General features: G+C 50.2%; 22 protein-coding genes, 1 CRISPR repeat array and 1 other annotated feature. Of the genes, 1 reads left to right on the forward strand and 21 read right to left on the reverse strand.

Annotated elements, in window-relative coordinates:
- Window positions 1–92: 92 nt before the first annotated feature.
- The 13 genes from citF to AC2JF6_RS00955 form a co-directional block, all read right to left on the reverse strand.
- Entirely contained in the window at window positions 93–1,631 is a 1,539-nt protein-coding gene (citF, locus tag AC2JF6_RS00895) for a citrate lyase subunit alpha (protein ID WP_500728860.1), read from the reverse strand.
- The gene (citE, locus tag AC2JF6_RS00900; protein ID WP_500728861.1) at window positions 1,621–2,535 is read right to left on the reverse strand and encodes a citrate (pro-3S)-lyase subunit beta; all 915 of its coding nucleotides are present in this window, start codon (window positions 2,533–2,535) and stop codon (window positions 1,621–1,623) included. The genes citF and citE overlap by 11 nt, the downstream gene beginning before the upstream one ends.
- The gene (citD, locus tag AC2JF6_RS00905) at window positions 2,536–2,832 is read right to left on the reverse strand and encodes a citrate lyase acyl carrier protein (RefSeq protein WP_500728862.1); all 297 of its coding nucleotides are present in this window, start codon (window positions 2,830–2,832) and stop codon (window positions 2,536–2,538) included.
- On the reverse strand, window positions 2,822–3,877 hold the full coding sequence (citC, locus tag AC2JF6_RS00910) for a [citrate (pro-3S)-lyase] ligase (protein WP_500728863.1): 1,056 nt from the start codon (window positions 3,875–3,877) through the stop codon (window positions 2,822–2,824). Before citC ends, citD begins: the two co-directional genes overlap by 11 nt.
- 20 nt (window positions 3,878–3,897) lie before the next feature.
- On the reverse strand, window positions 3,898–4,701 hold the full coding sequence (locus tag AC2JF6_RS00915) for an alpha/beta fold hydrolase (RefSeq protein ID WP_500728864.1): 804 nt from the start codon (window positions 4,699–4,701) through the stop codon (window positions 3,898–3,900).
- Window positions 4,702–6,168 (reverse strand): DASS family sodium-coupled anion symporter, encoded by a 1,467-nt coding sequence (locus AC2JF6_RS00920; RefSeq protein ID WP_500728865.1) that lies wholly within the window; start codon window positions 6,166–6,168, stop codon window positions 4,702–4,704. It abuts the gene before it with no gap.
- Window positions 6,169–6,178: 10 nt separating this feature from the next.
- Window positions 6,179–6,883 carry an RraA family protein gene (locus AC2JF6_RS00925; RefSeq protein WP_500728866.1) on the reverse strand — a complete coding sequence of 235 codons (705 nt, stop codon included), beginning with the start codon at window positions 6,881–6,883 and terminating at the stop codon, window positions 6,179–6,181.
- A gap of 17 nt (window positions 6,884–6,900) precedes the next feature.
- The gene (locus AC2JF6_RS00930) at window positions 6,901–7,830 is read right to left on the reverse strand and encodes an L-lactate dehydrogenase (protein WP_500728867.1); all 930 of its coding nucleotides are present in this window, start codon (window positions 7,828–7,830) and stop codon (window positions 6,901–6,903) included.
- A gap of 220 nt (window positions 7,831–8,050) precedes the next feature.
- A complete protein-coding gene (locus AC2JF6_RS00935) occupies window positions 8,051–9,451 on the reverse strand; it encodes a flavocytochrome c (RefSeq protein ID WP_500728868.1) in 1,401 nt (466 codons plus the stop codon).
- 20 nt (window positions 9,452–9,471) lie between these two features.
- Complete coding sequence (locus AC2JF6_RS00940; protein WP_500728869.1) at window positions 9,472–10,875, reverse strand: class II fumarate hydratase; 1,404 nt, start codon at window positions 10,873–10,875, stop codon at window positions 9,472–9,474.
- Window positions 10,876–11,074: 199 nt separating this feature from the next.
- Window positions 11,075–13,138, reverse strand: a complete 2,064-nt coding sequence (locus AC2JF6_RS00945) for a copper-translocating P-type ATPase (RefSeq protein WP_500728870.1) — start codon at window positions 13,136–13,138, stop codon at window positions 11,075–11,077.
- A 120-nt stretch (window positions 13,139–13,258) separates the two neighbouring features.
- Window positions 13,259–14,623, reverse strand: a complete 1,365-nt coding sequence (brnQ, locus tag AC2JF6_RS00950) for a branched-chain amino acid transport system II carrier protein (RefSeq protein WP_500729094.1) — start codon at window positions 14,621–14,623, stop codon at window positions 13,259–13,261.
- Window positions 14,624–14,715: 92 nt separating this feature from the next.
- Window positions 14,716–14,950 (reverse strand) — a binding site (T-box leader).
- A gap of 69 nt (window positions 14,951–15,019) precedes the next feature.
- Entirely contained in the window at window positions 15,020–15,916 is an 897-nt protein-coding gene (locus AC2JF6_RS00955; protein WP_500728871.1) for a LysR family transcriptional regulator, read from the reverse strand.
- A 132-nt stretch (window positions 15,917–16,048) separates the two neighbouring features.
- Here AC2JF6_RS00955 and AC2JF6_RS00960 point away from each other — a divergent pair, with 132 nt between their 5' ends.
- A complete protein-coding gene (locus AC2JF6_RS00960; RefSeq protein WP_500728872.1) occupies window positions 16,049–17,872 on the forward strand; it encodes an FAD-dependent oxidoreductase in 1,824 nt (607 codons plus the stop codon).
- 97 nt (window positions 17,873–17,969) lie between these two features.
- Here the strand turns inward: AC2JF6_RS00960 and AC2JF6_RS00965 are convergent, their stop codons facing one another.
- The 8 genes from AC2JF6_RS00965 to casB all read right to left on the reverse strand — a co-directional run bounded on the left by AC2JF6_RS00965 (window position 17,970) and on the right by casB (window position 25,679).
- On the reverse strand, window positions 17,970–18,614 hold the full coding sequence (locus AC2JF6_RS00965) for a copper homeostasis protein CutC (protein WP_500728873.1): 645 nt from the start codon (window positions 18,612–18,614) through the stop codon (window positions 17,970–17,972).
- A gap of 49 nt (window positions 18,615–18,663) precedes the next feature.
- Window positions 18,664–19,620 carry a glycosylasparaginase gene (locus AC2JF6_RS00970; protein WP_500728874.1) on the reverse strand — a complete coding sequence of 319 codons (957 nt, stop codon included), beginning with the start codon at window positions 19,618–19,620 and terminating at the stop codon, window positions 18,664–18,666.
- Window positions 19,621–19,794: 174 nt separating this feature from the next.
- A CRISPR array of direct repeats spans window positions 19,795–20,737; the repeat unit is 28 nt; unit sequence GGATCACCCCCGCATACGCGGGAAGCAC.
- Between the two features lie 29 nt (window positions 20,738–20,766).
- Window positions 20,767–21,648, reverse strand: coding sequence for a type I-E CRISPR-associated endoribonuclease Cas2e (gene cas2e, locus AC2JF6_RS00975; protein ID WP_500728875.1), 882 nt, complete (start codon window positions 21,646–21,648; stop codon window positions 20,767–20,769).
- Entirely contained in the window at window positions 21,648–22,595 is a 948-nt protein-coding gene (gene cas1e / locus AC2JF6_RS00980) for a type I-E CRISPR-associated endonuclease Cas1e (protein WP_500728876.1), read from the reverse strand. Before cas1e ends, cas2e begins: the two co-directional genes overlap by 1 nt.
- Window positions 22,585–23,253: a type I-E CRISPR-associated protein Cas6/Cse3/CasE gene (gene cas6e / locus AC2JF6_RS00985; protein WP_500728877.1), complete on the reverse strand. Its 669-nt coding sequence runs from the start codon at window positions 23,251–23,253 to the stop codon at window positions 22,585–22,587. Before cas6e ends, cas1e begins: the two co-directional genes overlap by 11 nt.
- Before the next feature lie 12 nt (window positions 23,254–23,265).
- The gene (gene cas5e, locus AC2JF6_RS00990) at window positions 23,266–23,967 is read right to left on the reverse strand and encodes a type I-E CRISPR-associated protein Cas5/CasD (RefSeq protein WP_500728878.1); all 702 of its coding nucleotides are present in this window, start codon (window positions 23,965–23,967) and stop codon (window positions 23,266–23,268) included.
- A complete protein-coding gene (cas7e, locus tag AC2JF6_RS00995; RefSeq protein WP_500728880.1) occupies window positions 23,948–25,033 on the reverse strand; it encodes a type I-E CRISPR-associated protein Cas7/Cse4/CasC in 1,086 nt (361 codons plus the stop codon). The genes cas5e and cas7e overlap by 20 nt, the downstream gene beginning before the upstream one ends.
- A complete protein-coding gene (gene casB / locus AC2JF6_RS01000; protein ID WP_500728882.1) occupies window positions 25,023–25,679 on the reverse strand; it encodes a type I-E CRISPR-associated protein Cse2/CasB in 657 nt (218 codons plus the stop codon). Before casB ends, cas7e begins: the two co-directional genes overlap by 11 nt.
- Window positions 25,680–25,681 lie beyond the last annotated feature (2 nt).

Here is a 25,681-nt window from a genome sequence, read left to right on the forward strand (position 1 = left end):
CATCCTTTCCCTTAAATTATGCTGACTAAAAAGCGTGAAAACAAGTCTTAAACTTATTTTCACGCTTTTTTGCATAATTTTTTTATTTCGCGCTAGTCTTTAACCTCTTTGATTGTGTCAATAATCGTACCATCACGGTATTGGATTAGTGCCACCGTGCGGTCTGTATATTCTAGCGGCTTTGGCACGCCAACTTGCTCTTCTGCCATCTTTTGCAGCTCTTTAATGTCAACAATCTTCAAATCAGGAATCTTGCTGAAGGCCGCAAGCAGATCGGGGCGGTCAGGATTGATTGCAATCCCGCGTTCAGTAACCAAAACGTCGACGGAAGCACCCGGCGTCACAACCGTTTCAACGGCCGGAACAACCGTCGCATTGCGCCCGCGCACAAGGGGTGCGGTAATAATCGTCATCTTTGCAGAAGCGGCATCCTGGTGCCCACCGATTGCGCCCCTAATGATGCCATCGGAGCCCGTCATGACGTTAACGTTGAAGTTAGTATCAATTTGGAGGGCCGAGAGAATCGCAACGTCCAGCTTGTTCACAACGGCACCCTTGTTATGCGGGTCCGCATACCAGGACGCGTCGATCTCCTGTTGGTCCTTGTTCTTGGCCATGGAAGAAGCCGCACCCTTATCGAAGTCCTGCACGTCCATAATCTTCTTTACCAGGCCCTCTTCAAGCAGATCGGTTGTAGGCTTGGTAATTCCACCCAGGGCAAACGATGCAGTTATTCCATCGTCAAGCATGGATTGCCGCAAGTAGCGGGTTACCGCAAGTGCTGCGCCACCGGAACCGGTCTGGAAGGAGAAGCCCTCCTTGTAATAAGGCGAGTTGGTGATCACCTGATTGACCATCTGGGCAATCTTCAATTCCTTAGGATCCTTGGTAAAACGAGTGGCACCGGAGCCAATCTTGTCTGAATCCCCAATGCGGTCAACTTTTACAACGTAGTCCACCTGGGTTTGCTTGATTGAAGCCGGCGTATTAGGATAGTCGACAATATTATCAGTCAACAGGACAACCTTGTCCGCATACTGGGCATCGATTAAAGCATAGCCCAGTGAGCCGAATACGGCCTCACCGTCTTGACCGTTTGCATTTCCGGCCGGATCCGCTACCGGCACACCCAGGAAGGCAACATCAATTTTGATTTCGCCTTCCTCAATTGACCGCGCACGGTTGCCGTGAGAACGGAAAATCACCGGCTGCTCGAGTCCACCGTGGGAAACAAAGTCGCCCAGGCTGCCCCGCATTCCGGATGAGGTAATATTGGTCACGACCCCCTTCTTAATCGCCTCAATCACCTTGTCGTTCATGACGCCGGTCAGCGAGGAGGGCGCAAGGGTCAAATTTTTATAGCCTAGCTTGATGATTAGGTCCATTACCTTGTTAAAGGCAAAGTCGCCGTTTCTGAAGTGGTGGTGAAACGAAATCGTCATTCCATCCTTCAGGGTTTTCTTAATGACATCTTCTAAGGAGTCAACCACCTTGTTTTCACCGGTTGTTACGGAAACCTTAGGGGCCACCCGTTGAGCCACTGGCTGCCCTACATCCACGCTTTTAAAGGGTCTAAGACCCATCTTTGACATTAACTCTTCCCGTAATGTGCGGTTTACGTTATTTTCCAATGTAATTGCCCTCCTCATCAATCAGGTTTGAAGCTTTCGCGGTTTCAATGACGCGGTCGGCCTTTTCAACGACCGGCTTGTCGACCATCTTGCCGTTCATCGAGATAACGCCAGAGCCCTTGGCCTTGGCTTCACGAATGGCATTCTGCACGGCCGCGGCGTCCTCAATCTCCTCCTTTGTCGGGTTGAAGACCTCGTTGACCATCGGGATTTGCCGCGGGTTGAGCAGCGACTTGCCATCGTAGCCCAATTCGTGGATGTAGCGGGTCTCACGGTAGAAGCCGTCGGTGTCGTTCATGTTAGAAAAGACCGTGTCAAACGCGTATACATCGGCTGCCCGGGCCGCCTGCAAAACCATGTTGCGCGCAAATTCCAGTTCACGGCCATCGGGGTAGCGGTGGGTATGCATGTCGGCGGTATAGTCCTCACCGGACACGGCTAAGCCCATCATGAGCGAACTGGCCGTGGCAATTTCAGGCGCGTTTAAAACACCCTTGGCACTTTCAATGGCAGCCATCACCCCAATTGAGCCTTTTTCTACGCCGTATTCTTCCTCGGCTTTTTCCATGTCTTTGACCAGCTTTGCAATCATCGCGGCCGACTCGGTCTTGGGCAGGCGGATAACGTCGACGCCCGCCTTCACCATTGCCTTGACGTCCTCATCATAAAAGGGCGTGTCCTGGCCGTTGATGCGCACCACGATTTCTGCTCCGCCGAAGTCCACTGTTTTGATTGCGTTATAAACGAGCAGCCTTGCCGCATCCTTTTCGGTCAGCGAAACCGCGTCTTCTAAGTCAAGCATGATTGAATCTGCACCGTATATCCCGGCATCCTTAATCATCGCGGGGTTATTGCCGGGAACAAACATCATTGTCCGCCGCAGACGATTTTTTACGTAAGTCATTTATTGCAGTACCTCCAATTTTGGTTCATTTTCAGTTCCAGTAGCCCTCTGGGCAGCAGCCAAGCTGCGTGCGGCAATGACGCAGTCAAGCGCACCCTTATCGGTGGCCTTGACGTTAGCATCCTTGATGCCAAAGTTGCCCAGCGTAGTGGCAATGACCTTTTTGATTTGCTCACCGTAGGCCTTGGCAACCTCAGAGTCCAGGTCAATCTGAATTCCCTCGGTTCCCTTTGAGATCATGACCTGGATATCGGATGATTCCAGGGTGCCTGCGACACCAATAGTTTTAATTTCCATTAATATTCATTCCTTCCTTGATTCGTTCTTGCAACTTTTGCTTGTTATCTATTATAAACTGCATGGTGGCAAGCGGCACTAGCGGTCTTATTGCCGTCAGGTTGTCTTCTTTGAGCAGCTGCCGGACGCGCGTAGCCGTGATTACTTGGCCATCATTGCCGAAGCGTTCAACAATTTGGACGGCGATTGCGGGACTTAACGTGTTAACCAGACTTTGGTTATAGAAATTAGTTGTTCGTGAAAATGGTTCTGTCCCCACATAACGCCGCTTGATTGCTAAAGCAGGTGCAATGAAGTTTTTAAAGACGCGTGCATCCACCTCGGTCTGCGTCTTGATTAGGTCATCGGGCGACTTCAGGAAGTAGGCCGGAAAGGTCGACTGCGAAACCATGTAGTCGCCGCCGTTGACCACTGCCACATTCTTCAGGTCGGCGGTTCCGGCCTGAACCAGCTGCATCCGTTCGCTCGTCTTGAAGAGCGAGGCGTCGGTTGCCACGACAAAGACATACAGCAGGTCGTTTTCCCGGCTAGCCAGTTCAACCAGGCGCCGGTGCCCCAGGGTAAACGGGTTGGCGTTCATGACGATTGCAGCCACCTTCTTATTTTCCTGGTCCTCGACTTGGGGCACGGATGCCAAAAAATCGTTCACGTTGGGGCTGCCAGCTTCCAGAAAGGCCGCGTCGCTGGTCTGGGCTAGCACGGTGAAGCCCAGGTGACTAAAGCTGGCGGCATACTGGGGCTTAGTAAAGACAAAGTGGTGGAAAATCTTTTGACCAAACAGGTACTGCTGCAGGGCCGTCACTATTTGGTTGAAGCGCGCACCGGGCACCGCCCCCTGATTGCAAACCGCGATGTACTTAAAGACGTTGCCGGCAATGCTGCCAGTTGCAACCAGCTTGCCACTATCATCAATTAGGCCTAGCGTATGGTCGATTGCATCGACTTCGCGCGGGCTAAAATTTGCAATGCCCAGGTCAAGCAGAAAATCATGCCACTTCTTTCGTGTTAGGGTATTACCTAAATAAAGGTCGACAACTTTATCCATTTGGTCACATCCTTTCTGAGTTAAGCCGGTGGAAGTGCGGCAAAAAAGCTCATCACTTCATCATGCATGATTTGGGGCTGTTCCGCCTGCACCAAGTGCCCGCAGTGCGGGATGATTCTTGCCTTGATTTTCGGATTTAGTTTGCTCATTGCAAAAGCAAAATGATAATCAAAGAAAGGGGAATTTTCTCCCGCTAAGACCAGCATGGGAATCTTCAAATCGACTAAAACATCCCGCCAATCCTGCGCCGCGTGGTTGACCCGGCAGAGGTAGTTGCCTTCAGGCGAATACGGGTACTTGCGTGCTTCCTCTTTGGCCCGTTTAAACATTTCGTCATCAATATGGGCATACATGCCGTTTCCCAAGTCGAACTTGAGGTAATCCGGAAAATTCGCCCAGGTCAAATCCTTAAACCCAAACGGCCACGTTTGGTCTGCAACCATCTTCGGTGGCTGGTCTAGGTCAACCAGAGCCTGAAAACGGTCTGCACCGTAAAGGGAAAGGTACGCCCATAAATTGGCGGCACCCATTGAATTGCCAATGCCGATTGCGTTGGTCAATTTCAGTCTTTGCATAACTTGCTCAAGATCAGCCGCATGCCTGCTAATGCGCTGGCCCTTATACGTGCGTTCCGAGCGCCCTTGGTTGCGCGGATCAAGCACCACAACACGGAATTTGCTACTGAAAAGCGCGATGCTTTTTCTCCACAGCTGGGCGGAACTGCCGATGCCGGGAAGCATGACCAGGGGCTGCTTTGCGGACTGAGTATCGTAATAATGCAGCCTTACGCCGTCATTAGCTATGAAATCAGCTTGGTGAATCATTTACCACATGCCAATGACTTTCATCCACAAACTTCCGATTATGCCAAAAATCAGGAGGTAAATAATGCCCAAGATAAAGTTTAATTTCCACCATTCACCCTGCTTGATGTAGCCGGTAGTAGCGAGAATTGAAGCCGGACCGTTGGCATAGTGCGTGGTAGAGGCGTTGACGGCGCCGGTAAAGGCCAGGAGCATTGCGGCTAAAGCAAGCGGTGCACCCGTAGCAACTGCGACCGACAAGAATGGCAGGTACAAGGCCGTCATGTGGGCCGTGCCGCTCGCGAAGAAGTAGTGCGTGTAAAACATGAGGACCACCAGCACGAGCAGGACGATTTCCCAGCTGATTCCATGCAGACCGCTTTGAATCGACTTAGAGAACCAGTCAATAAAACCAAACGAAAGCAGTTTTCCGGCCATGAACACCAGAATGGAGAGCCAGATCAAAATATTCCACGCCCCCGTTTGCTTGAGCGCATCCTGCATTGTCAAAACGCCGGTCAATAACAATAAGCCCACTGCCAAAAAGGCAACAAAGGTCGAATCAAGTTGCGGAATCTTGATGACCCCGGAAAGCACCCAGAGAATGATTGCAAACAGGAAGACGATCGCCATGATTTTTTCGGGCTTGGTCACCGGACCCATCGCATTCAGCTGGTCGTCGGCCCACTTCCGCGCATTGGGCGTTTCCTTAATTTCAGGCGGAAAGAGCTTATAAATAACCAGCGGAATCACAATCGTAGCAACCAGCACAGGCACTATCGCGGCTGAAAACCAGCTGATCCAGCTCATCGTATACCCTTTTTGCGCCGCCATTTGTGAGGCCACCATGTTGGGGGCAGCACCAGTAATAAACAGGGCCGTCGAGAGGATGTTGGCGTGGAAAGCAATAAAACTTAAATAAGCACCAATCTTCTTGCGTGATGGATCATTTGGCAGGGAGTCATAGTCATGTGCAATTGATTCCGTGATTGGCCACACAACCCCGCCTGTTCGCGCACTGTTTGATGGAATCAAAGCGCCCAAAATCAGTTCTAAGCCGGTGAGCGCATAACCGATGCCCATCGACCGCTTGCCAAACCGTCTAATCATCCAGTAGGCAATCCGGTTGCCCAAGCCGGTCTTGCTGATGCCGTAAGCCATAATAAAGGCCATCGCAATCAGCCAAGCCGCTGAGTTGCTAAATGCACTCAGAATGCCTGACGTTACTGCGCCAGTTTTGGGGTTGACCTCGTCCTTAATGGGCGCCAGGCCAACCAAAACCGTCGTTATCAAGCCGATTAGCGTGGTACCGCCGATTGGCAGCGGCTTGGTAATGCAGCCGACAATTGTTGCAACAAATATCGCAAACATTTCCCAGGCCGGGGCAGATAGCCCGGCGGGCCGCCACGGCGTGATGCACCATAGTACCAGACCGATAAGCACGGGGAGGATAAAGCCCCGATAATTTACCTTTTCCAACTTCTTCATAATTGCACCCCTAGTCATTCAGACGATAAAAATCGTCAATTATGTTGTAGTCCTTCTCCTTAAGTGCGGCATCAACCCAATCAATATTGCCGGTGCCATCGTGAAAACTGGCTGCCTTGGCGTTATCCGCAATGTTATATTCCTGTACAGTGGGCAAAAGAGCGGCTGCTTGTTCACGGGCAACCCGGACAACACCGTCGGCATCGCCCACAATGAGGTCGCCGGGGTTGACGGTAATTCCGCCGCAGGAAACAGGCACGTTGAGTTCACCCGGGCCCTCTTTGTACGGACCGTTTGGCGTGGTTGAAACGGCGTAGATGGGAAGATCCCAGTCCTGCAGACTGTCGATATCCCGCATTGGTCCGTCAACCACCACACCGGCCACGTGCCTCTGGTCACGGAGCCAAGTCAGCATTACCTCGCCAATAACCGCACGCGTATTGTCGCCCGCGTTGTCAATCACAATGACGTCGCCCGCGTGACAGTATTTTAGGGCCGCATAGATTGTCAGGTTGTCACCGGGCCGATTATGAACCGTGAAGGCGGGGCCGCTCATTTCTCTTTGCGGCTTCGACATCAGCTTGATGCGCGTGGCCATCGCCCCTGTCCTATGCATACAGTCAGCGATATTGGACGCGGGCAGTTCCCTGTACGCGTCCATAACCTTTTGTTCTGGAATATTCCTTTTTAAATAGATTCGCTTACCAACTTGCATATCCTATTGCCTTCTTTTTAGTCTAAATTAATATCCGCGATAACTTCCTGCATCTTGTCTGCAGAATTGTGCATTTTTTCTATTTCATTTTCTGACAAGTGGGCCTCAATAACGTGGCTGATGCCCGTGCCATCGATTGCCGTAGGCGTTCCCAGGTACAAGTCGTGCTTAATGCCGTACTCGCCGGCAATCGGTGCGGATAGCGGCAGAACCACCGAACGATTGTCCAAAATTGCGCTCACGATTTGGCTTAGCATCATTGCAATACCATAGAAGGTTGCGCCCTTGTTTTCGATAATCCTGCCGCCCTTTTGGCGGATATCGGCTTCAATCTCGCTTAAAACCTCATCATTAATTGCATCGTAGGCGTGCAGTGCCTTGCCCGCAACGGTCGATTCGTCGAAGTTTTCAAAGGAAGTGTCGCCGTGCTCGCCCAGAACCATCGAGTTGACGGACGCAACGGGAACCTGCAGCTTGTGGGCCAACTCAACCTGGAGACGGGCCGAATCAAGCGAGGTGCCCGTGCCAATTACCTTGTTCTTAGGAAAGCCCGATAATTTTTGCGTCAAAGTGGTCAGGATGTCCACCGGGTTGGCAGAAACGACGAAGATCCCGTCAAAGCCCGAATCAACAACCGGCTGCACGATGCTCTTCAAAATCCCGACGTTCTTGTTGACCAGGTCCAGTCTGGTCTCGCCGGGCTTGCGCGGAACGCCCGCCGTGATGACAACCACGTCGGCGTCTTTAGCATCAGCATATTCGCCCGGGTGAATGTTGCATTCGCCAGCAAACGGCGTGATGTCTTCCAGGTCCATTGAATCACCTACCGGACGCTGCTTGACCACGTCGGCGATAATCAGTTCATCAACCCGTGTCCGCATCAGGAGATCGTTGGCGAAGGTTGATCCAACAGCACCGTCGCCGACAAGCAATACTTTTCTATTCATAATTTAAATTCCTCCCTAAAATTTTGATAATTTGTAATTCTTTACACAAGTAATTATAAAATTTATTCTACTTTTTTGCAATATTTAAAATAAATATTTTATTTTTTAAAATTTTAAAAGTTAAAAGCTACTCTTACTTTGCAAAAAGCACTTGTATTTAGACAAAGAAAAACGCATGGATCTGCTGTCCATGCGTTTTTTTCAAAAGTTAAATGCCATGCTAAGCGTTAAGCGCGCGAATAAAAGCCGTCATCTGAATACCGGCCTGGCGACCAAAGACAACCGTCTCGGCAATCGAGTTGCCGCCGATGCGGTTATTTCCGTGCAAGCCGCCAGAAACCTCACCGGCCGCATACAGTCCCTTAATGACCTTGCCGTCAGTGTCCAGGACCTCGGTCTTGGGGTTGATGTGAATTCCCCCCATCGTGTAGTGGATCGCCGGATTGATGTGAATGGCGAAGAAGGGGCCCTGTGCAATTTCGCGGTCCATCCCCGTTGTGCGGTCAAATTCGCCGTCATTTTTGCTTTTTACAGCAGCGTTCCAGGTCTTCACCGTCGCGTTCAGGTTTTCCCCGTCAACGCCCAGCGTCCGGGCGAGGTCTTCAATGGAATCACCGTGCTTAACCAAGCCAACGTGGTCGTAAAACTCAACTGCAGTAAAGTTTGCACGGATGCCCTGGTCAAAAATCAGGTAGGCACCATTTTCGTGCAGGTCGTTAATCGCACCGGAAACAATTTTGCGCGTGCCCATCTCATTCACAAAACGCTTGCCCGCCTTATTGACCAGGATGGCGCCCTCTCCACGCAGGCCCTCACCGATGAGGTAGACGTGGTCCGTATCCGTCTGGGCCGTCGGGTGCACCTGGATGAAGTCCATCTGCTCAAGCTGTGCATCAATCTGACTGGCCAGCTTGAGCCCATCGCCGGTTGCGCCCGGCTGGTTGGTGGTCTTGTAGTCTGCCAGGTCCGGCCGGTACTTCTTGATCAGTTCCTTTGAAGAACCAAAGCCGCCGGTGGCAAGCAGCACTGCTTTGGTCGCTATCCTTTTAACGCCCGCGGCAGATTCAACTTCGACCCCGGTTACCCTCTGGTCGGCACCTTGAATCAGCTTGGTTACCTTGCACTCGTTGAAAACCGGAATATTTTCCTCCTGCACCTGCTGCAGCGCCCCGGTTACCAGGTAATTACCGACCGGTGCCATCGATGCCGGGCGGTGGGCGCGCTTCTTGCTCATCCCACCCGTAATGGTCAGGTTGGTCAATTCAATCCCGTGGTCGGCCAGCCAGTCGACGGCAAGCGCAGAATGATCAACGAAGTAGCGCAGCAGTTCGCGGTCATTCATGAGGCCGCCGCCCTGCAGCGTTTCCTTATAGAAGCTCTCCTTATCGTCAATGATGCCCTCTTTTAGCTGCACCAGGCTTTCTGATGCGTTCATGCCGGACGATGCGCGGTTGGTATTGCCGCCGAGTTCCTTGTTTTTTTCAAAAACGGCAACCTTGAGCCCCAACTCGTTTGCCTGAATGGCTGCGGTCAGGCCGGCACCACCAGCACCGACAATTACAGCATCGTAACTACTTTCAATCTCCGAACCCTTATTCGGCGTAAAGACAAATTTTGCCATCAGTTAATTCTCTCCTATTTCTATTCTTCCGGTTCTGTACGGTCAACGTTGGTCATCTGCATGTAATCCATCCACTCGTCGTACTGCTTTGCGGTTACCTTGCCGCTCTTTAGAGCCGCCTCCTTCAGCGTTGTGCCCTCCTTATCGGCAGCCTGGGCAATTTTGGCGGCATCATGGTAGCCAATGTGCGGTGAAAGTGCGGTCACAGTCATCAACGAATCATTCAAAAGATCGTTCATTTTTTCTGAGTCAACCGTTAACCCTGCAATCATTTTATCAGCAAAACCGGTAATTGTCCCCGTCAAAATCGTGCACGAATCCAGGAACGCAGAAATCATGACCGTCTTAAACACGTTCATCTCAAAGTTGCCCTGCGAGGCGGTGAAGGTGATCGTTGTGTCGTTGCCAAAGACCTTGGCCGCCGCCATGGTTACGGCTTCCGCCTGGGTCGGGTTGACCTTGCCCGGCATGATGGAAGAACCGGGTTCGTTAGCCGGAATGTTCAGTTCGTGGTAGCCGGCACGCGGACCCGAGGCCAGGAAACGAATATCCTGGGCAATCTTGAACATGTCTGCAGCCAGGGTCTTCAGTGCGCCGTGGACCACGTCAAGCCCAGAATGGTGGGCCAAGCCCCAGAACTTGTTCGTTTTAACCTGGAACTCGTGACCATAAATGAGGGAGAGCTTGCCGGCGATTTTTTCCGTCATGCCCGGTGCCGCGTTAAGACCGGTACCGACGGCAGTACCACCGATAGCCAGCTCGTACAGAGTTGGTTTCAGCTGCTTGAGATAGGAAAGGTCATGCTTCAACGCGGAGATGTAGCCGGAAATTTCCTGGCCAAAAGTAATCGGCGTCGCATCCTGCAGGTGCGTCCGTCCCACCTTAACGGTCCGCCAGTATTGGTCCTGCTTGACCTTTAGTTCATCGATCAGGTGCTGAACGGCCGGTTCCAGTTTGTCGAGTGCTTCAACCGCCACAATGTTCATGACAGTCGGGTACGTGTCGTTTGAGGATTGGCCCCGGTTGACGTCATCGTTGGGCAAAACGTTGAGACCCGGGTGCAGCTTATTGGCCAGGTTTGCGACTACCTCGTTGACATTCATGTTGCTCTGGGTGCCTGAACCGGTTTGCAGAACGTGCAGGGGAAAATCACGACGCAGTTCTTTGTCGCTCAGCTTCAAAAGCTGGTCGATTGCATCCTCAATCGCACGCCCCTTTTCTTCTGGTTCGTCGCCCACCTCGACGTTTGATTCGGCCGCTGCCTTCTTCAGCTGCAGGAAGGCCCTGATAATCGCCAGCGGCATCAATTCGCCGCTGGGAAAGTTGTTGCGGCTTCTTTCCGTTTGTGGACCCCACAGAGCATCCTTGGGAATCTTAACGGGGCCGATCGTATCGCTTTCAATTCGGTATTCTTCTTTTGTCATAGTGAATCTCCTTTTACGTCAACAATGATTTTTGCTTGCAATCGATGATCAATTGACATCTTGAGTTAATGATACCGTTTTTTTACTTTTTCTTCAATATTTTAAAAAAATACGTATTTATTTAATTATTTAAAACAATTAGCCAACTTTTTCCCAAATAAAAAGCACTCCGAAAAGTGCTTTTTTAGCTTGTCTGGTCTCACATTTTCAGCGTCTCAGCGTTGATTGCCACAATAACGGTCGACAGCGACATTAAGAGCGCGCCGACAGCGGGAGTAAAGGTTATGCCCAGAGGCGCCAGCAGACCCGCGGCTAGGGGCAGCGCAACAATGTTGTAGCCTGCACCCCACAACAAATTCTGCACGGTTTTTTTATCGGTGGCCTGGGCCAGGTTGAGGAAACTAATGACGTCGGTAGGGTTGCTGTTGACCAGCACAACATCGGCGGAATCAATCGCCACGTCGGTACCTGCCCCGATGGCAACGCCGATATCGGCGCGGGCCAAACTCGGTGCATCGTTGATGCCATCGCCCACCATCATTACCTTGTTGCCCGCATTTTGCAGTTTCGCCACAATTTTTTCCTTATCTTGGGGCATTAGTTCCGCATATACATCCGTTATGCCCACTTCTTCTGCAATGCGGTGGGCCACGCTCTTGTTGTCGCCCGTGAGCATGACGGGCGTGATGTTCCGCTGCTTAATCTGCTTAACCAGGGCGGCTGCGGACGATTTGACTTGGTCCCCCACTTCAACGTAGCCTAAGACGTGCGCACCGCGCAGGAGGTAGCTGACCGTGTAGCCCTGCGTTTCTACGTGCGGAAAATCCGCCACTTGTGCACGCGCCGCCCGTTCACTAACCAGTTGGTAGGACTGTCCGCCTATTGTCCCTGCTACTCCTTGTCCCGCCAGATTTTTAGCGGCAGAAATAGGCAAAAATGCGACCCGCTTTTCCCGGGCATACTGGAGGATGCACTGTGCAATGGGGTGCGTTGAATCCTGCTCGAGCGTTGCAATCAGACCGAGAACGGCTTCATCAGAAACGGTGTTGTCCAGACTGGCACACCCACGGACCTGAAACTTGCCGGCCGTCAGCGTGCCCGTCTTATCAAGCAGCAGGTAATTGATTTTGGGACTGGCACTGATTACGTTCCGGTTCCTGATTAGCAGCCCGTGCCGTGCCCCCAGAGCCGTGCTCTTGGCATTGACAAGCGGAATTGCAAGCCCCAAGGCGTGCGGACAGGCGATCACCAGCACCGTGACCATCCGCTCAAGACCACCGGCAATCCCGCTTGCGGCCGTCCAAACGATTAGGGCAATAATTCCCACAACCAGCGCAGCGTAGAACAACCAGCCCGAAACACGGTCCGCCAGATTTTGCAGCTGCGACTTAGCCATTTGCGACGACTGGACCAGCTTATTGACGCTTGCCAAAAAGCCCGAGCCGGCAGCACTAGAGACCTTCACGGTGAGCAGACCCGCACCGTTGATCGAGCCGCCAATTACTTTGTCGTTTTCCTTGCGGGCAACTGACTGCGCCTCACCCGTCACTAATGACTCGTTAACCTGACTGGTGCCACACAGCACTACGCCGTCTAAAGGAATGCTTTCTCCCGGCTTAACTTGAATAATTGCCCCCGCCCGAACGTCGTTGACGGGAACATCGCTGGTTTGCTTTCCACTTTGAACGTGCACCTTGTCCGGCAGCAACTTAGCCAGGTCGTGCACCGAGCTGTTGGCCGCCATTACAGAATTCATTTCAATCCAGTGTCCCAAAAGCATGATCAGGATCAAGGTTGCCAGTTCCCAGAAAAAATCCATGATGTGATTGCTGCCGTGCAGCAGGTTGTTGTGGATAAAGGCGTAAAGACTATAAACATAGGCGGTTGTGATGCCCAGGGAAATAAGGGTCATCATTTCCGGCTTTTTCTGCTTTAATTCGGCAACAGTGCCCTTGAAAAAGGGTCCGCCACCATATAAAAACAAAATGGTCGCAAAAATCATGACCACCCATTCCGCACCCGGAAAAGAAAACTGGAAGGGCAAGTGAACGCCCATTGCCGGTGATAAGAAGAGAATCGGCAGGGACAAAATTAGCGAAACCCAGAACTTTTGTTTCAAGTTGCCCATGTGCATCATGCGGCCGCCATGCTCCATCATGTCCTGGCCGTCGATCGCAGGCATAGCGCCATGGTCCATCTTCATTTCCGCATCATGCTTTGCCGGCTGGAGATTGCTATTATTCTGTTTGTTTCCCATTTCCATTTTATTCACTTTAATCAGGTCCAATCAGTTATCAGCGATTACTCTTTACTTTAATCTACTTTGATCAGTGGTCAATGTCAATGAAGAGGCTCAAAACTAAAACTATATTATCAGGCACGGCTATGCCTTCTCCGCTTGCCTGCCATGGCAAAAATGCAGCACTAATCCAATTGCAAGGCCGACAAGTGCGGGAATAATCCAGTCAAGGCCAATTCTGGCAAAGGGCAGGACGTTGACCTGAAACGTCCGCAGTTGCAGTGCCCAGGAAGTCCGACTAATAACCGGCGGGAAAGATGCAAACAGATCCAAAACCGCTGGGATTGCGGTCAACCCCACTCCCCAGTAGTAGACTAGCGGATCGTGGCCGAAGAGCGAGCCGCCAATCGACAGGATGATCAGCACGATTGCAATCGGGTATAGAAACATTAGCATCGGGGTCGACCAGGTAATAATCGTATCAAGGCCGAAGTTAGCGGTTATGAAGGACGCGCCGGTCATCAAGACGAGCCACGTGTGGTAGCTGACTTTGCTAAAACTGCGGTGGAAGTCCTGCGCAAAGGCGGCCAAGAGCCCCACCGCCGTCGTTAGGCACGTCAGTGTCACCAGCGTTGCAAGGAGCGCGTGCCCAAAGCCACCCAGGTAGTACGTCACAATCTGGTTAAAAGCGGTGCCGCCTTCCGGCGATATCTTGAAGTGGTTGAGCGTCGTTGCACCAAGCCAGATTAAGATAACGTAAATAACCCCGATTGCCCCCGTGGCAAGGATGCCGGCAATTGCCGTGACCTTGGCGTTGCTTTTAGCCGTGGTTTTGCCTAGTTGGCGCACCGCCGACACAATCGTGTAGCCAAAGGCCAGACCGGCCAAGGCATCCATCGTGTTGTAGCCCTGCAGGAAGCCGTTAAAAAAGGATGCGCCCTGGTAAGCGGCAGTGACCGGCTGCATTTTTGCGGCACCCATCGGGGCAAGAGAAGCCAGCAGAAAGACAAAAAAGAGCAAAAGCAAAAATATTGGGTTTAATATTCGGCCCACGCTAGCCAAAATGGTCGATTGCTGATAGGAAACCGCGAGCGCTGCAATGAAGAAAAGGGCCGAAAAAAGCAGCAGGGCCGGTTTGGTAAGATTTGCCGGCAGTACGGGCTGGAGGCCGACGGAAAAAGAAATGCTGGCCGTCCGCGGCGTAGCAAACAGCGGGCCCAGCGTCAGGTGAATCAAAACCATGAAGGCCAAGGCGAAACTTCTGCCCAGGGGGCGGCCGATGTCGTATACGCCCTTAGCGTGACTGGTGCTGATTGCCAAAACCGCCAGTAGGGGCAGAAGCACCGCCGTAAGCAAGAAGCCCAGCGTGGCCGCTACCCAGTTGGCGCCAGCCATTTGGCCCAAGTGGATTGGAAATATCAGGTTGCCCGCCCCAAAAAACAGCCCAAACAAGAGCGAGGCAACTACAATGTACTGCCTCCATGTTAGTGGTTTCGTGTTCAAGTCCAACTTTGTTTCATCCATAAGAATAATCCTTTCATTACTCAGCAAAATGGCAATTTGCCAAATGCCCATGCTATTAAAAAGCACCCTTGATTTCACTCAAGGGTGCTTTAGGCACGGTACCACCTCATTTACCGCAGGTTAAACTACGGTCACTGCACGTACAGCTGCTGCGATACGCTTGCACGATAATGGGTGCTACCAGTACTGGCTACTCCTATTTTTCACCAGATAGCTCCGAGCTACTTTCAGACTGCCATCACGGTCCGTTCTCAGCACCAGGACTCTCTAGCGCGCTACGTGCAATCTTACTCTTCTCTTCAACGCCAATAAATATTAGAATTATTTTAATTATTAATTAATAACTTGTCAAGCAATTTTAGCATAAACGGACTTGCCTGCTTATGCCAAAAATTCATAATTTTTCTTTAGCCACCCAGCAAAAGCCTGCGCTGTCTCAGTCTTTTCGTAAGCAAGCACGGCTATGCCATAATGTGGTTTAACGGGGTAATCTAAGGGGATGCTGTATTCATTTTGCTTGTCAGAAGTGGAAACAAAATTAGCCCAGATGCCAACTCCTAGGCCAGCCTGGATCATAACGTGCGAATTGAGTATGTTGTTTGAATAAACGAGACTCACATCCTTAATTGTCCTTGTAATCGCCTTTTGCAATTCGTTTTGTGATGGTGGGCACCACTGACTATCAAGAAAAATCAAGCGGTGGTCCCGCAGTTCACTTAATTTTAAGGGCGCTCCTTCAGTATCAGCTGTTCCCAAAAAAGTCGCACAGTACTTGCCCTCCACCAAGTCCATGTACCGAATGTTATCTTCCTTGGCAACAATGTCCGGCATTGTGAAAATAATATCGCAGTCGCCATTTAATAAATGGTTCTTTAAATCATTGTGAGCAAAATTTTCCAAATAAATATTGGGGCAATTATCTGCCTTGTCGTGTTGATATTTTTTGATAATTTTAGGGAGCAGCAAAATTTCATACGGCGTTCCGCTGTAGCCAATGGTCAGGTCGTTTTCTCTTCTGCGCGCTATTTGCTGCGCATTTTGAACCGATTTATTGTAGAGGTTTAATAGCGGCTTTATCGAACGATAAAAGTCTGCACCGCTTTCCGTCAGTTTAACCTGCTTTCGGGTCCGGTAAAACAATAAAAAGTGCAGTTCTTTTTCCATTGCCAAAATAGTCTGGGAGACTGCAGACTGGGATAAATTCATCTGCAGGGCAGTACGAGAAAAATTCAGTGTTTCTGCCAAATTAACAAAAACGGCCAAGTGATCATAATTCATTTTAATTGCCTTCTGTTATTAGTAAATCTTATTAATAATCATTTTTCTGATTATTTGTGTTGCTCTTAACAATGTTATATTAACTGTATAAATGTTAGCAAAACTATTATAGCTTTTATGAGGAGAATAATGATGAAAAAACTGAAAGATGGCAACTATTCCGTTATCGCGCAAGAATATGAAAACGAAACCATGCCGTTAGAAATTGAGATTGCGGACAACAAAATCACGAAAATAGTTCCCCAAAGAAAGATGGTGCCCGGAAGTTTAGAAGAGACCGTCTTTACTAAAATTCCTAATGAAATCATCAATAGTCAAAGCATCGACGTTGACGCGGTTTCCGGTGCCTCCCATTCCTTCAGCGGGCTCATCCAGGCTGTTGGTTCGGCCATTGAGCAGGCTGGCGGCAACATTGCCGAATTTAAATCCGTTACACGCAAAAAATCCGCCAAAAACGTGCCCACGACTCCTGACCCGGTCAGCGGCGAGAAGACATATGCCGAATGGCGCAAAACGCCTGAGCACGTGGTTAAGGAATATGATACCGACCTGTTAATCGTCGGTGCCGGCATTTCAGGTCTGGCCGCCGCTGTGCAGGCCCGGCAGCTGGGAATGAAAACAATGGTAATCGACAAGAACGGTTTTGTTGCCGGCAATGGTGGCGGCGTTGAGGGCATTTTTGGCATCAATACCAAGATGCAGGCTGAAGCCGGAATACATGCAGAACCGGAAGAGATTATTGCCAAAGAAGCAGAATTGGGGCAGTACCGTGCGGATGGATCATTCTGGGTTGACTTAATTAACAACTCTGCTGCAAATATTGATTGGCTGCTGGATCTCGGTGTTCAGCTTACCGGCGTTGACGACTACCACGGCACCTGCATGTTTCCAACCTTCCACTGGTTTAAGGGTGGTTTTGCCTCCGTTGGCTACGTTCCTTACATGAAAAAGAAGGCCGACGAGCTCAAGGCAGAATTCATGCTTGAAACGGCCGCAACCAGCATTATTTACGAAGAAGGCACCGTCAAGGGTGTTTACGCGGAGGGTCCTCAGGGCAGTATCAAGATCAATGCCAAGGCCACCCTGCTGGCAACGGGGGGCGTCGGGCACAATCCTAAGCTGCTTGAAGAGCAGGGCTGGTCAACCAAGAATATCCACTACTGCTCAATGCCAAGCAACACCGGCGACGGTTACCAAATGGCCATGTCCGTTGGTGCAAAGGACTTATTAAAAGAGTCGCCAGAATTTATGATGAACTACATCCAGGCATTGCCGCACGAGGGCGTTCACCTGTACATTGATCCCATCAACGGCTTCATGTCCTTGCCATCAGGCGGACCAGTGGTTTTTGTCAACCAAGACGGCCGGCGCCTGATCAACGAGAACGTCAAAAAGTACAACCTGCTCTACCAGCGGATGGCAATTAAGTCGACCAAGGTTACCTACGAGATTTTCACCCAAAGCATTTATGACCAAATCACTAAGGATGTTCCGGACGCAGACCAAATTTTGGCCAACGCGGTTATAACCAACGAAGGCAACTCATTGTTTAAATCCGATACAATTGCGGGGCTTGCAAAAGCGGTTAACCTGCCAGAGGACGTTTTGCTCAAAACCATGGAAAATTATAATTCATACTGCGACAACGGGCACGATCTGGAATTCAACAAGGACAAAGAAATGCTCGTTTCCATGAAGGAAGGTCCATACTACATTGCCCGGCTTGATCCTTCCAACCTAATTGGCGTCGGCGGAATTGGCTCAAACCAAAACTTTGAAGTTGTGACTGCTGATTTTGCCAAGATACCAGGACTGTATGCTTCCGGTATGGATTCAACCATGCAGTACCGGGACGTTTACACTATTACACTGGGCGGTTCTGCATGTGCGCATGATGTGAACTCAGGTCGCCACGCCGCCATGAATGCCTACGAATATATAAGGGATACCAAATAATTATTCATTAAAAAAATCCTCTTGCCTTTTTAAGTGAGTCCCGAAAGCCATCTAGCTCTCGGGGCTCATTTTTCTTTGACAGGGGATTTTTTGATGCTTAAGCACCTTTTACAATCTTCGTTCCGTGCAGCTGCGCCACGCCCAAGCGGGCGGCAATCTCTTCGCCGTTGGCGGCGGTGATGCCGCCACCCGGCAGTATCTCAATGCGCGTGCCGGCCCACTCAACCAGCGTTTTTAGGTGGACAAGCGTTGCAAAAATCGTCTGGTCAAGATTCCCGCCGTGCGTTAACACGCGCTTAACACCGTGTGCGCTCAGCCAGTCAAGCGCTGCATGCTGGTCTTCAGGCAGAATGGCGTCAAAGGCCATGTGCATGACTGCTTGGAGTCCGAGCACCTGAGACAGACCCAAGAGCCGCTTCATCAACCGTTTATCGAGCTGACCTGCAGCAGTCAAGCAGCCAAAAGCGACGGCATCGGCACCAAGCAAGGAGGCAGCCTGCAGGTCGCTTTCCATTACCGCAATTTCACCGTCACTGTAAACAAAATCGCCGCCCCGCGGCCTAATCATCACCACAACGGGTACGTGGCGGTGGTGGGCATACTCAACCGTTTGCTTAATTAGACCAAATGACGGGGTCGTTCCGCCGGCCCCCAGATCGCTGTTTAATTCAATCCGGCCCGCGCCGGCGCCAATCATCTTGACGGCAGCAGCAAAGCTTTCAACACATGCTTCCTTCAGCATAATAATCAACCTCTTTTTGATAAAAAGCACCATCTAATCAGTAATCGTATTAATCGAGCCGCTTCCCGCTTTGTTTTTCATATTCATCAAACCAGGCCTGGGAAGCAGCCCTAATTGTTGTGGTGCCCTTCTTACCCGGCTGGGCGACAAAGATGGTCGCCGCGCGTTCCCCGGTTGCCACACAGAAGGGAAATGCGATGGTCGTGGCCACGCCCCATTCTCCCTTCTTGTTTAGGGCAATAAGCGAGATTGCACCGGCCTGACCATAGCGCTTCGTCAACTTGGCGACAAAGGGATAGAGCGTCTGATCGCAAGCGGCCTGCGGCGCCATGCCGTCCGCCATCCTGCGGACAATCTCATAGGACAAGCAGCCCTTCATAATGTCTTCGCCCAGGCCCGTGGCGGTGGCACCACCGACCTCGCTATCGGCGTAAAAGCCGGATCCGGACAAGGGCGAATCCCCAATGCGGCCGTCCTTCTTCATGAAGAGACCGGAAGTCGAGGTGGCCGCAGCCATCGAGCCGTGCTTGTCCAAGGTGACCGCACCAACGGTGTCGTGCCCGTCGTACGGACGCAACTCATCTTCTTTGAGCTGGCCAAGGCGCATGCGCCAGTCCTCCTTGGCCCGTGCGGTCAGCATGTTGGTTATTTCAAAGCCGTTTTGCATAGCAAACCTGCTGGCCCCCGCACCGACCAAAAAACTGCTGGTCTTGTTTACGCTCAGCCTGCGCGCCACGGAAACAGCGTGCTTGACGTTTTCAATGGCCCCGACCGCACCCTGGGCCAGTGTGTCGCCATCCATGAAGGCCGCGTCCATCTGCACGACACCGTCCTCATTGGGCAGACCGCCGTAGCCCACCGACTTGTAGGTCGGATTGGCCTCCACCGCGTTAACTAGTTTTTCAACCGCATCGCCAGCGCTGTTTCCATTTTTTAACATTTCACCTGCCTTGGCAAGCCCGTCATACGACATTTTCCAGGTTGATATTGCTGCCCATTTGTTCATCTCTTTACCCCTCCTACTTTTATTACTCAAATCTTAGTCCAGACCGGCAAATTCGACAAGTGGCAAAAATTACGTGCCGCAATCTTCGTAACCAATATTGTTGATCCGGGTAACTTTAACCACGTACTCGGCTTGCACACAACTTTTTAGGATCACCATTTTGTCCGGCCTTTGGAATCACCCCCGCATACGCGGGAAGCACCAAGCATATATCATTTCGGTAATTGAGGAGGAAGGATCACCCCCGCATACGCGGGAAGCACTTAGTCCGCCCGGCTCTGGCAAGTCAATTGTGAGGATCACCCCCGCATACGCGGGAAGCACGAAGATTTCGACGATGTCAATAGTCCTATGGAGGGATCACCCCCGCATACGCGGGAAGCACGATAATGTCGCCGCGGATAATCGTCTTGCTATAGGATCACCCCCGCATACGCGGGAAGCACGATAAAAAAGTTTATCAATTTAGAAAAGGAGAAGGATCACCCCCGCATACGCGGGAAGCACTTTGAATTATTCCCTGTTCATAAGCTTGGTTCAGGATCACCCCCGCATACGCGGGAAGCACCGCCTGGTGGTCTCCCAAGTTTAGATATTTCTGGGATCACCCCCGCATACGCGGGAAGCACACAGTTCAACTTTTGACGATAAGTATATGTACAGGATCACCCCCGAATACGCGGGAAGCACTGTAATTTGATGAGCATAATTAAAGCGCTAGGGGGATCACCCCCGCATACGCGGGAAGCACACCGAGCTTTACACCCCCGTCAATGCCCGGGTAGGATCACCCCCGCATACGCGGGAAGCACTGAATCACAAGAGTTACATATTGATTCATTAGAGGATCACCCCCGCATACGCGGGAAGCACAATATCGCCAGCAATATAACTAGGGTTACTATGGGATCACCCCCGCATACGCGGGAAGCACCCAGATTGACGGCACTAACCGCACTGCAAGCTAGGATCACCCCCGCATACGCGGGAAGCACTCACCAGTGTTTGCCCCGTCGTAATCCCAAATTGGATCACCCCCGCATACGCGGGAAGCACCAGGTGCCAGTTCAAAAAATGGTGACTTCACTAGGATCACCCCCGCATACGCGGGAAGCACACTAAAAAAATCCCATAAAATCAACGTTTCTAAATTTGAAGATCCCCGTTTTTAATTAGTTTTTCTGCAAGACTCAAGGTTGACTCAGCATCTGATTTTGCCTCATGTGGCCTCAAATTTTTGATGTCGTATTTTTTCAAAACGGTGCCTAACATATAATTGTCCAAAAATTTATTTTTCTTTTTAACAATCGGCATTAGGTCAATTAATTTATTGGATAAACCCACATCATTGATGTTTTTAAATCCCGTTGTAATAAACCTATCATCAAAAGATAAATTATAGCCGACAAGCGGCAATTTTTCAACAAACGCTTTCAATCCATGCAGTGCATTAGCTAATTCAACGCCTTGCTTCTTCAGAATTTCATTTGAGATGCCTGTTAGTTTAACAATGCTAGCGGGTATTTTTTGGTCATTTTTAACAAAAACATCGTAATGTTCCTTTGTCCCGTTTGGTTTTCGTTTGACCGCCGCAATCGAAATTATTTGATCTTTCGTTGGGTCTAGACCCGTGGTCTCGATATCAAGTGCAATGAAAGAAACCTGACCATCTACAACAGAACGTTTACGCATACTAGCCTTGGCCTTGCGCCATTTTGCAGCATTGCTAAAGCCATGTTTGACAGGAGCGTCGACCCGATTCAAGCGTTTTACTAGCGGGATTCCATCAAAATCCATAACCTGATAATCAGGTCTGGTTGTTTTAATCTGATAGCCAAATTCATTTTTAGCATTAAACGCCATTGTTGCCTGACCGTTGCCGATGTCACGCATAATTCGCTCCCATAACAAATCACGGATTCTCGCGGTTACGTTGCCAACGTATACACCAGTCTGAATTTCTTGGCACCACTTGGTTAGATCGCCCCTAAGAGAGGGTGGAACTTTAGTTAAGGTAATGACTATCATTATGCTTTGCCTTCGTCGTGTTCAGAATACTGCACGCCAAATTTTTGAAGGCCCACTTTGTCATCCCATAACCCCAAACTTTCGACCTCTTGATCATCTTCAGCGTCTAACAAAAACTTCAGGTCTTTAACCATCCGGGTCATTATCTTCCCATCCACAAACGTATCACGCATAGCCAACCTGGTTTTAGAGGCGATATCCTCGCCCTCTTCATACTCCGCGGCCATTTTAAATGCGATTGGCATTGAAATTTCAGCCTTGTATAAATCTGCAAAGTCATAAACAAAAGACAAATCATGCCCGGTATGCACAAAGCCCAATGCGGGTGAGGCTCCCAGGGCAACAATAACGCTGTAACTAAGGCCATATAGGGCCTGATGCGCGGCAGTCAAAGCCTTATTGATCGGGGTGCCAGAATCAAAATCGTTATGATTATATTCACGCCGGCGCCAGGGAACCTTTGTTTCTTTTGAAAGTTCACGGTAAACCTGACGAATCCTTGCTCCCTCCTTTCCGCGCAGTTCCTGCATGGTCAAATTTGCAAAATCCTCGTTCGGAAAACGCATTTGGTACATTTTGCGCGCAACCGCTATTCTTGAACGCGTATTAGATACCAGTTTGGCTTGTCTTTCGATTAGCAAGGACGAATGGTTCAACGCACGGCCATGGGCATACTGGCGAACGCCCCTTTCGCCAACCCAGACCACACTCATGCCCGCATCACCAATCAATTCCATTGCCAGGTGGGTGATGTCTACCCCCGGCCCCAGCATCAAGACGCTGATGATGCCTGCCGGAACAAACACGGTGCCTTTGCTATCGGCGACCACAATAGCGCTATCCTGGCGATTTAATTTTGCATGTTCTAGATAAAGGAAGGTAATTCGATCTTGAACGCGTCCTAATTCAACCAGTTCCGGCTTTTTGGCGCCAACATTATGTCTCATTTTTTTCAACCGGAATTACTGTCATTAATCCCATGCCATAGGCTTTCTTACGGCCTATCCCATCAACTAATGCCTTTTTGAACGTCGCCAAATCCGTTATTTCAAGAATTCCTTCGAAAGAAACGCGACTCAGTCGAATCGGTCTTTCGTTCTTATGCTTTAAGACCAGATGATCACGGTCAACAACATCAAACAGATATTGATCGGGGTTTCCTAGTTTCTGCACAATGTGAAAACCGGCCGTTTCAGCTTTTTTGATGAGCCAATCTTTTTGTTGGTCAACCGTAACGTGAGGGAAGACTCGTCCCCTTTTTTCGCCCGGTACAATCACCGAATGGGTTGGATTGGCGGTTAGGCGAAACCGCAGGTACTGACCGGTCTTCAGGGAATTTAACAAGTTATCATATGATTTGGTGATCACCGTACCCTCAACCCCGTACTTTACAAGCGCCGTTGGGTCCGGCCTGGTTTCACTCAAAACAATCAGGTACTTTTCATTTTTTAAGGTATCAATCCGCCATAACTTACGGGTCCGGCTTTGTTGTGCAACCTCGTCTGGAAAACTCCGCTCAACCCAATTATGGTAAGCGCCTAGATGCGTTAAATCCTTGGTTTTTTGTCGATTGTTAACATCGATCTTTACCCTTGATAGATACATTTTGCTCCTTTCCTACAACGCCGCAAACGGATCGTGCTCGCTATTCTCCTTAAACCTGGGATTAGGCACTTTTTTCCAAACACGTGCAACTGGCCGATAATTGAAATATCGATTACGCTGATCAAAAGAACCGACGCTATCGCGCACCATGAAATATTTTTCGTCAGCCAAAAGTTGGGCATCAGCAAATAATTCCACGTTGACGTTTGCCTCAATTGCTTTTCGCTCCTGGTACCAGTTCGCTGCCTGCCAGGGCAATCTGGCTAGGGCTTGCACCGGACCAGCATCCGTAAACTCATCTATTTGTAAAACGCCGGCCGGGGCATTCGCCCGCCGACCGAGGAAGAGCTGAAACTTGGGGTGACGCAGCGCATATTTGATTTCTTCAATCAGTGAATCATTCGCGCTCCCAACGGCAGCCACGAAGACCGCGTCCTGGATGTAGCCCCGATAAGTCAGTTTCCGGGTGTCCTTCTTCCATTCGACCGTCTGAAAGTCAGTTAGAAGGGTGCCCGGCTGATCAACCCTCACCGCAAAATCAAGCCTGTTAAGGTCCTTGATGCGCTCATCGTCTCTTTGATAGCCAAAAGCAGCGGCAATCATTCCAATGACAGCACTCTTTGACGGATGGGCGTCTGTTGTGCGCTGATTAAAGCTTGCCTCATTCCCGTATGATTGCAGCGGCCCCGACAGTTTAATCGTTATCGTTTTCATCTTGCACCACGCGTTCAAGCTCACCGGATACTTGCTCAATCAATTCATTCAGATTAGCTACCTGGCAATCTTCTAAAGAACTATCATCGTCCACTGACAAGATCCACGTCTTAACCGGCGGCTCGACCATTTTGGCGGTGTTTTTGTATTCTTTTTCGATTCGTTCGATTGAAGGCTTAACGTAGCCTTTGTTCGACTTCACCGCTTCTTCAAATGCCGAAACCAGGTTCACCGGCGTGTCGGTCCTTAACGTGATCATCACATAATTCGGCAGAGTTTTATTGGCAAAGGTATTCTGCTTGCCGGACGGCATTGACAATAAGAACGACTTGATAAACTCAACCGCTCCCTCAATTGCCGTTTCTGAGCCCAGATTACGGACCAACTCAGGGAAATTCAGGTTTGCGTAGCGATAAAGCGTGGAGGAATTATATTCAATCGTTCCAAGCATCGCGGCTCCCGTTGTGTCTTCTTTTTGAAGATCATCAAGGGCCGTAAAGTAATCAAATTCGGGAATCACTTCATGGGTCGAGATTGCATGCGCCACCTGGGCCGACCCTTCAACGTTTAATTCGGGATTGTCAGCGACCATGCGCCCAAACAAGGCCAGATCCACCGACTGCCCACCATTGAACAAGCGCTTTAATTCCTTTTTATCAATCGAATCGTGGTCCAATACGTATTGGGCAATCTTTTCGACCTGTCCCTGACTTACCAACAGCAGGGCACCGGTCTCGCCGTTCTTATTCAGCTTAATGCCCGTGCTTTTAAAAATCTCTTTAACCTTGGCCTGTACGTCTTTTTCTGGCAAAGAAGGAGCCAGTTCCGTAATTTTTTCCGTTAGCAATTGGGCCAATCGTACGGTTCTTAGGCCCGCACCAAGCTCCTGCTTGTTAAATTCCTGGCGCATTGCCCGCTTCCAACTTTGTGATGAAACGCGCGCCCTAACGGCTCCACCGTAAAGTGCAGTTTTGGGCGCACCCGTGTCGTCCCTGTTGATGTTAGATGATGGAACGGCCTGCAGCACGTGAAGGTCAACGTACAAGTTTTTATTATCAGTCTTCATTTTTTTCTCCTGTCTTTTCTTCCTTTTTATAATTGTAACCATAGTATTTTTGACCCCAGTCGAGTCGAACCTTGTTTGCCGATTCATAGCTCATTTGAAAGCGGTAGAGGTCTTCGGCAAGCTTGGCGTAGTCAATCTTTACCCGTGAATTATTTGCTTTAATAATCCCGATAAGGTGATTAAGCGAGTTGATAACGCTGTTAACGTCCGTGGTTGACAGGGTTTGTCTAACCCGTCGATCCAAGGCTACTTCCAGATCTTCGTTTTTTCTCAATTCTGCCAGCGCCGTGAAGAAATCGCTGCCTGCTGCCTGCTTCTTATCTGAATCGGCTTCTGCCGTTATGGCAGCCCTTGAATTGGGGTTGTTTTTGCGCTGAATGCGCCCATAAACCAACTCATCCCTTCCCTGCTGGTGGATTGCATACATCCTCAGGGCCGCATATATTGCCTTTTCGGCATAGGACGGCTTGCCATTTGTGCTTAACATGTCCGCATCCAATGATGCCATCATCAGCGGCCAGACCGCCTGCGCCCGGGGGCTTTCAAAGCTTGCTGCCCCGCGGATGCTTGCAAGCACGCCACGATAATTTTTTGACTCATGCATGTGCATGATAATCGAATTGGTCTTCATACCTATTTTATTCATAG

Source organism: Lactobacillus sp. XV13L (genome assembly GCF_059900875.1).

Coding starts and splice junctions, on each gene's coding strand:
- cas7e (WP_500728880.1), bottom strand. CDS start 25,033: ATGAAGACTGATAATAAAAACTTGTACGTTGACCTTCACGTGCTGCAG.
- cas2e (WP_500728875.1), bottom strand. CDS start 21,648: ATGATAGTCATTACCTTAACTAAAGTTCCACCCTCTCTTAGGGGCGAT.
- casB (WP_500728882.1), bottom strand. CDS start 25,679: ATGAATAAAATAGGTATGAAGACCAATTCGATTATCATGCACATGCAT.
- cas5e (WP_500728878.1), bottom strand. CDS start 23,967: ATGAAAACGATAACGATTAAACTGTCGGGGCCGCTGCAATCATACGGG.
- citE (WP_500728861.1), bottom strand. CDS start 2,535: ATGACTTACGTAAAAAATCGTCTGCGGCGGACAATGATGTTTGTTCCC.
- AC2JF6_RS00940 (WP_500728869.1), bottom strand. CDS start 10,875: ATGACAAAAGAAGAATACCGAATTGAAAGCGATACGATCGGCCCCGTT.
- AC2JF6_RS00915 (WP_500728864.1), bottom strand. CDS start 4,701: ATGATTCACCAAGCTGATTTCATAGCTAATGACGGCGTAAGGCTGCAT.
- citC (WP_500728863.1), bottom strand. CDS start 3,877: ATGGATAAAGTTGTCGACCTTTATTTAGGTAATACCCTAACACGAAAG.
- AC2JF6_RS00960 (WP_500728872.1), top strand. CDS start 16,049: ATGAAAAAACTGAAAGATGGCAACTATTCCGTTATCGCGCAAGAATAT.
- AC2JF6_RS00965 (WP_500728873.1), bottom strand. CDS start 18,614: ATGCTGAAGGAAGCATGTGTTGAAAGCTTTGCTGCTGCCGTCAAGATG.
- cas6e (WP_500728877.1), bottom strand. CDS start 23,253: ATGTATCTATCAAGGGTAAAGATCGATGTTAACAATCGACAAAAAACC.
- AC2JF6_RS00955 (WP_500728871.1), bottom strand. CDS start 15,916: ATGAATTATGATCACTTGGCCGTTTTTGTTAATTTGGCAGAAACACTG.
- cas1e (WP_500728876.1), bottom strand. CDS start 22,595: ATGAGACATAATGTTGGCGCCAAAAAGCCGGAACTGGTTGAATTAGGA.
- AC2JF6_RS00970 (WP_500728874.1), bottom strand. CDS start 19,620: ATGAACAAATGGGCAGCAATATCAACCTGGAAAATGTCGTATGACGGG.
- AC2JF6_RS00920 (WP_500728865.1), bottom strand. CDS start 6,168: ATGAAGAAGTTGGAAAAGGTAAATTATCGGGGCTTTATCCTCCCCGTG.
- AC2JF6_RS00930 (WP_500728867.1), bottom strand. CDS start 7,830: ATGAATAGAAAAGTATTGCTTGTCGGCGACGGTGCTGTTGGATCAACC.
- AC2JF6_RS00945 (WP_500728870.1), bottom strand. CDS start 13,138: ATGGAAATGGGAAACAAACAGAATAATAGCAATCTCCAGCCGGCAAAG.
- AC2JF6_RS00925 (WP_500728866.1), bottom strand. CDS start 6,883: ATGCAAGTTGGTAAGCGAATCTATTTAAAAAGGAATATTCCAGAACAA.
- citD (WP_500728862.1), bottom strand. CDS start 2,832: ATGGAAATTAAAACTATTGGTGTCGCAGGCACCCTGGAATCATCCGAT.
- AC2JF6_RS00935 (WP_500728868.1), bottom strand. CDS start 9,451: ATGGCAAAATTTGTCTTTACGCCGAATAAGGGTTCGGAGATTGAAAGT.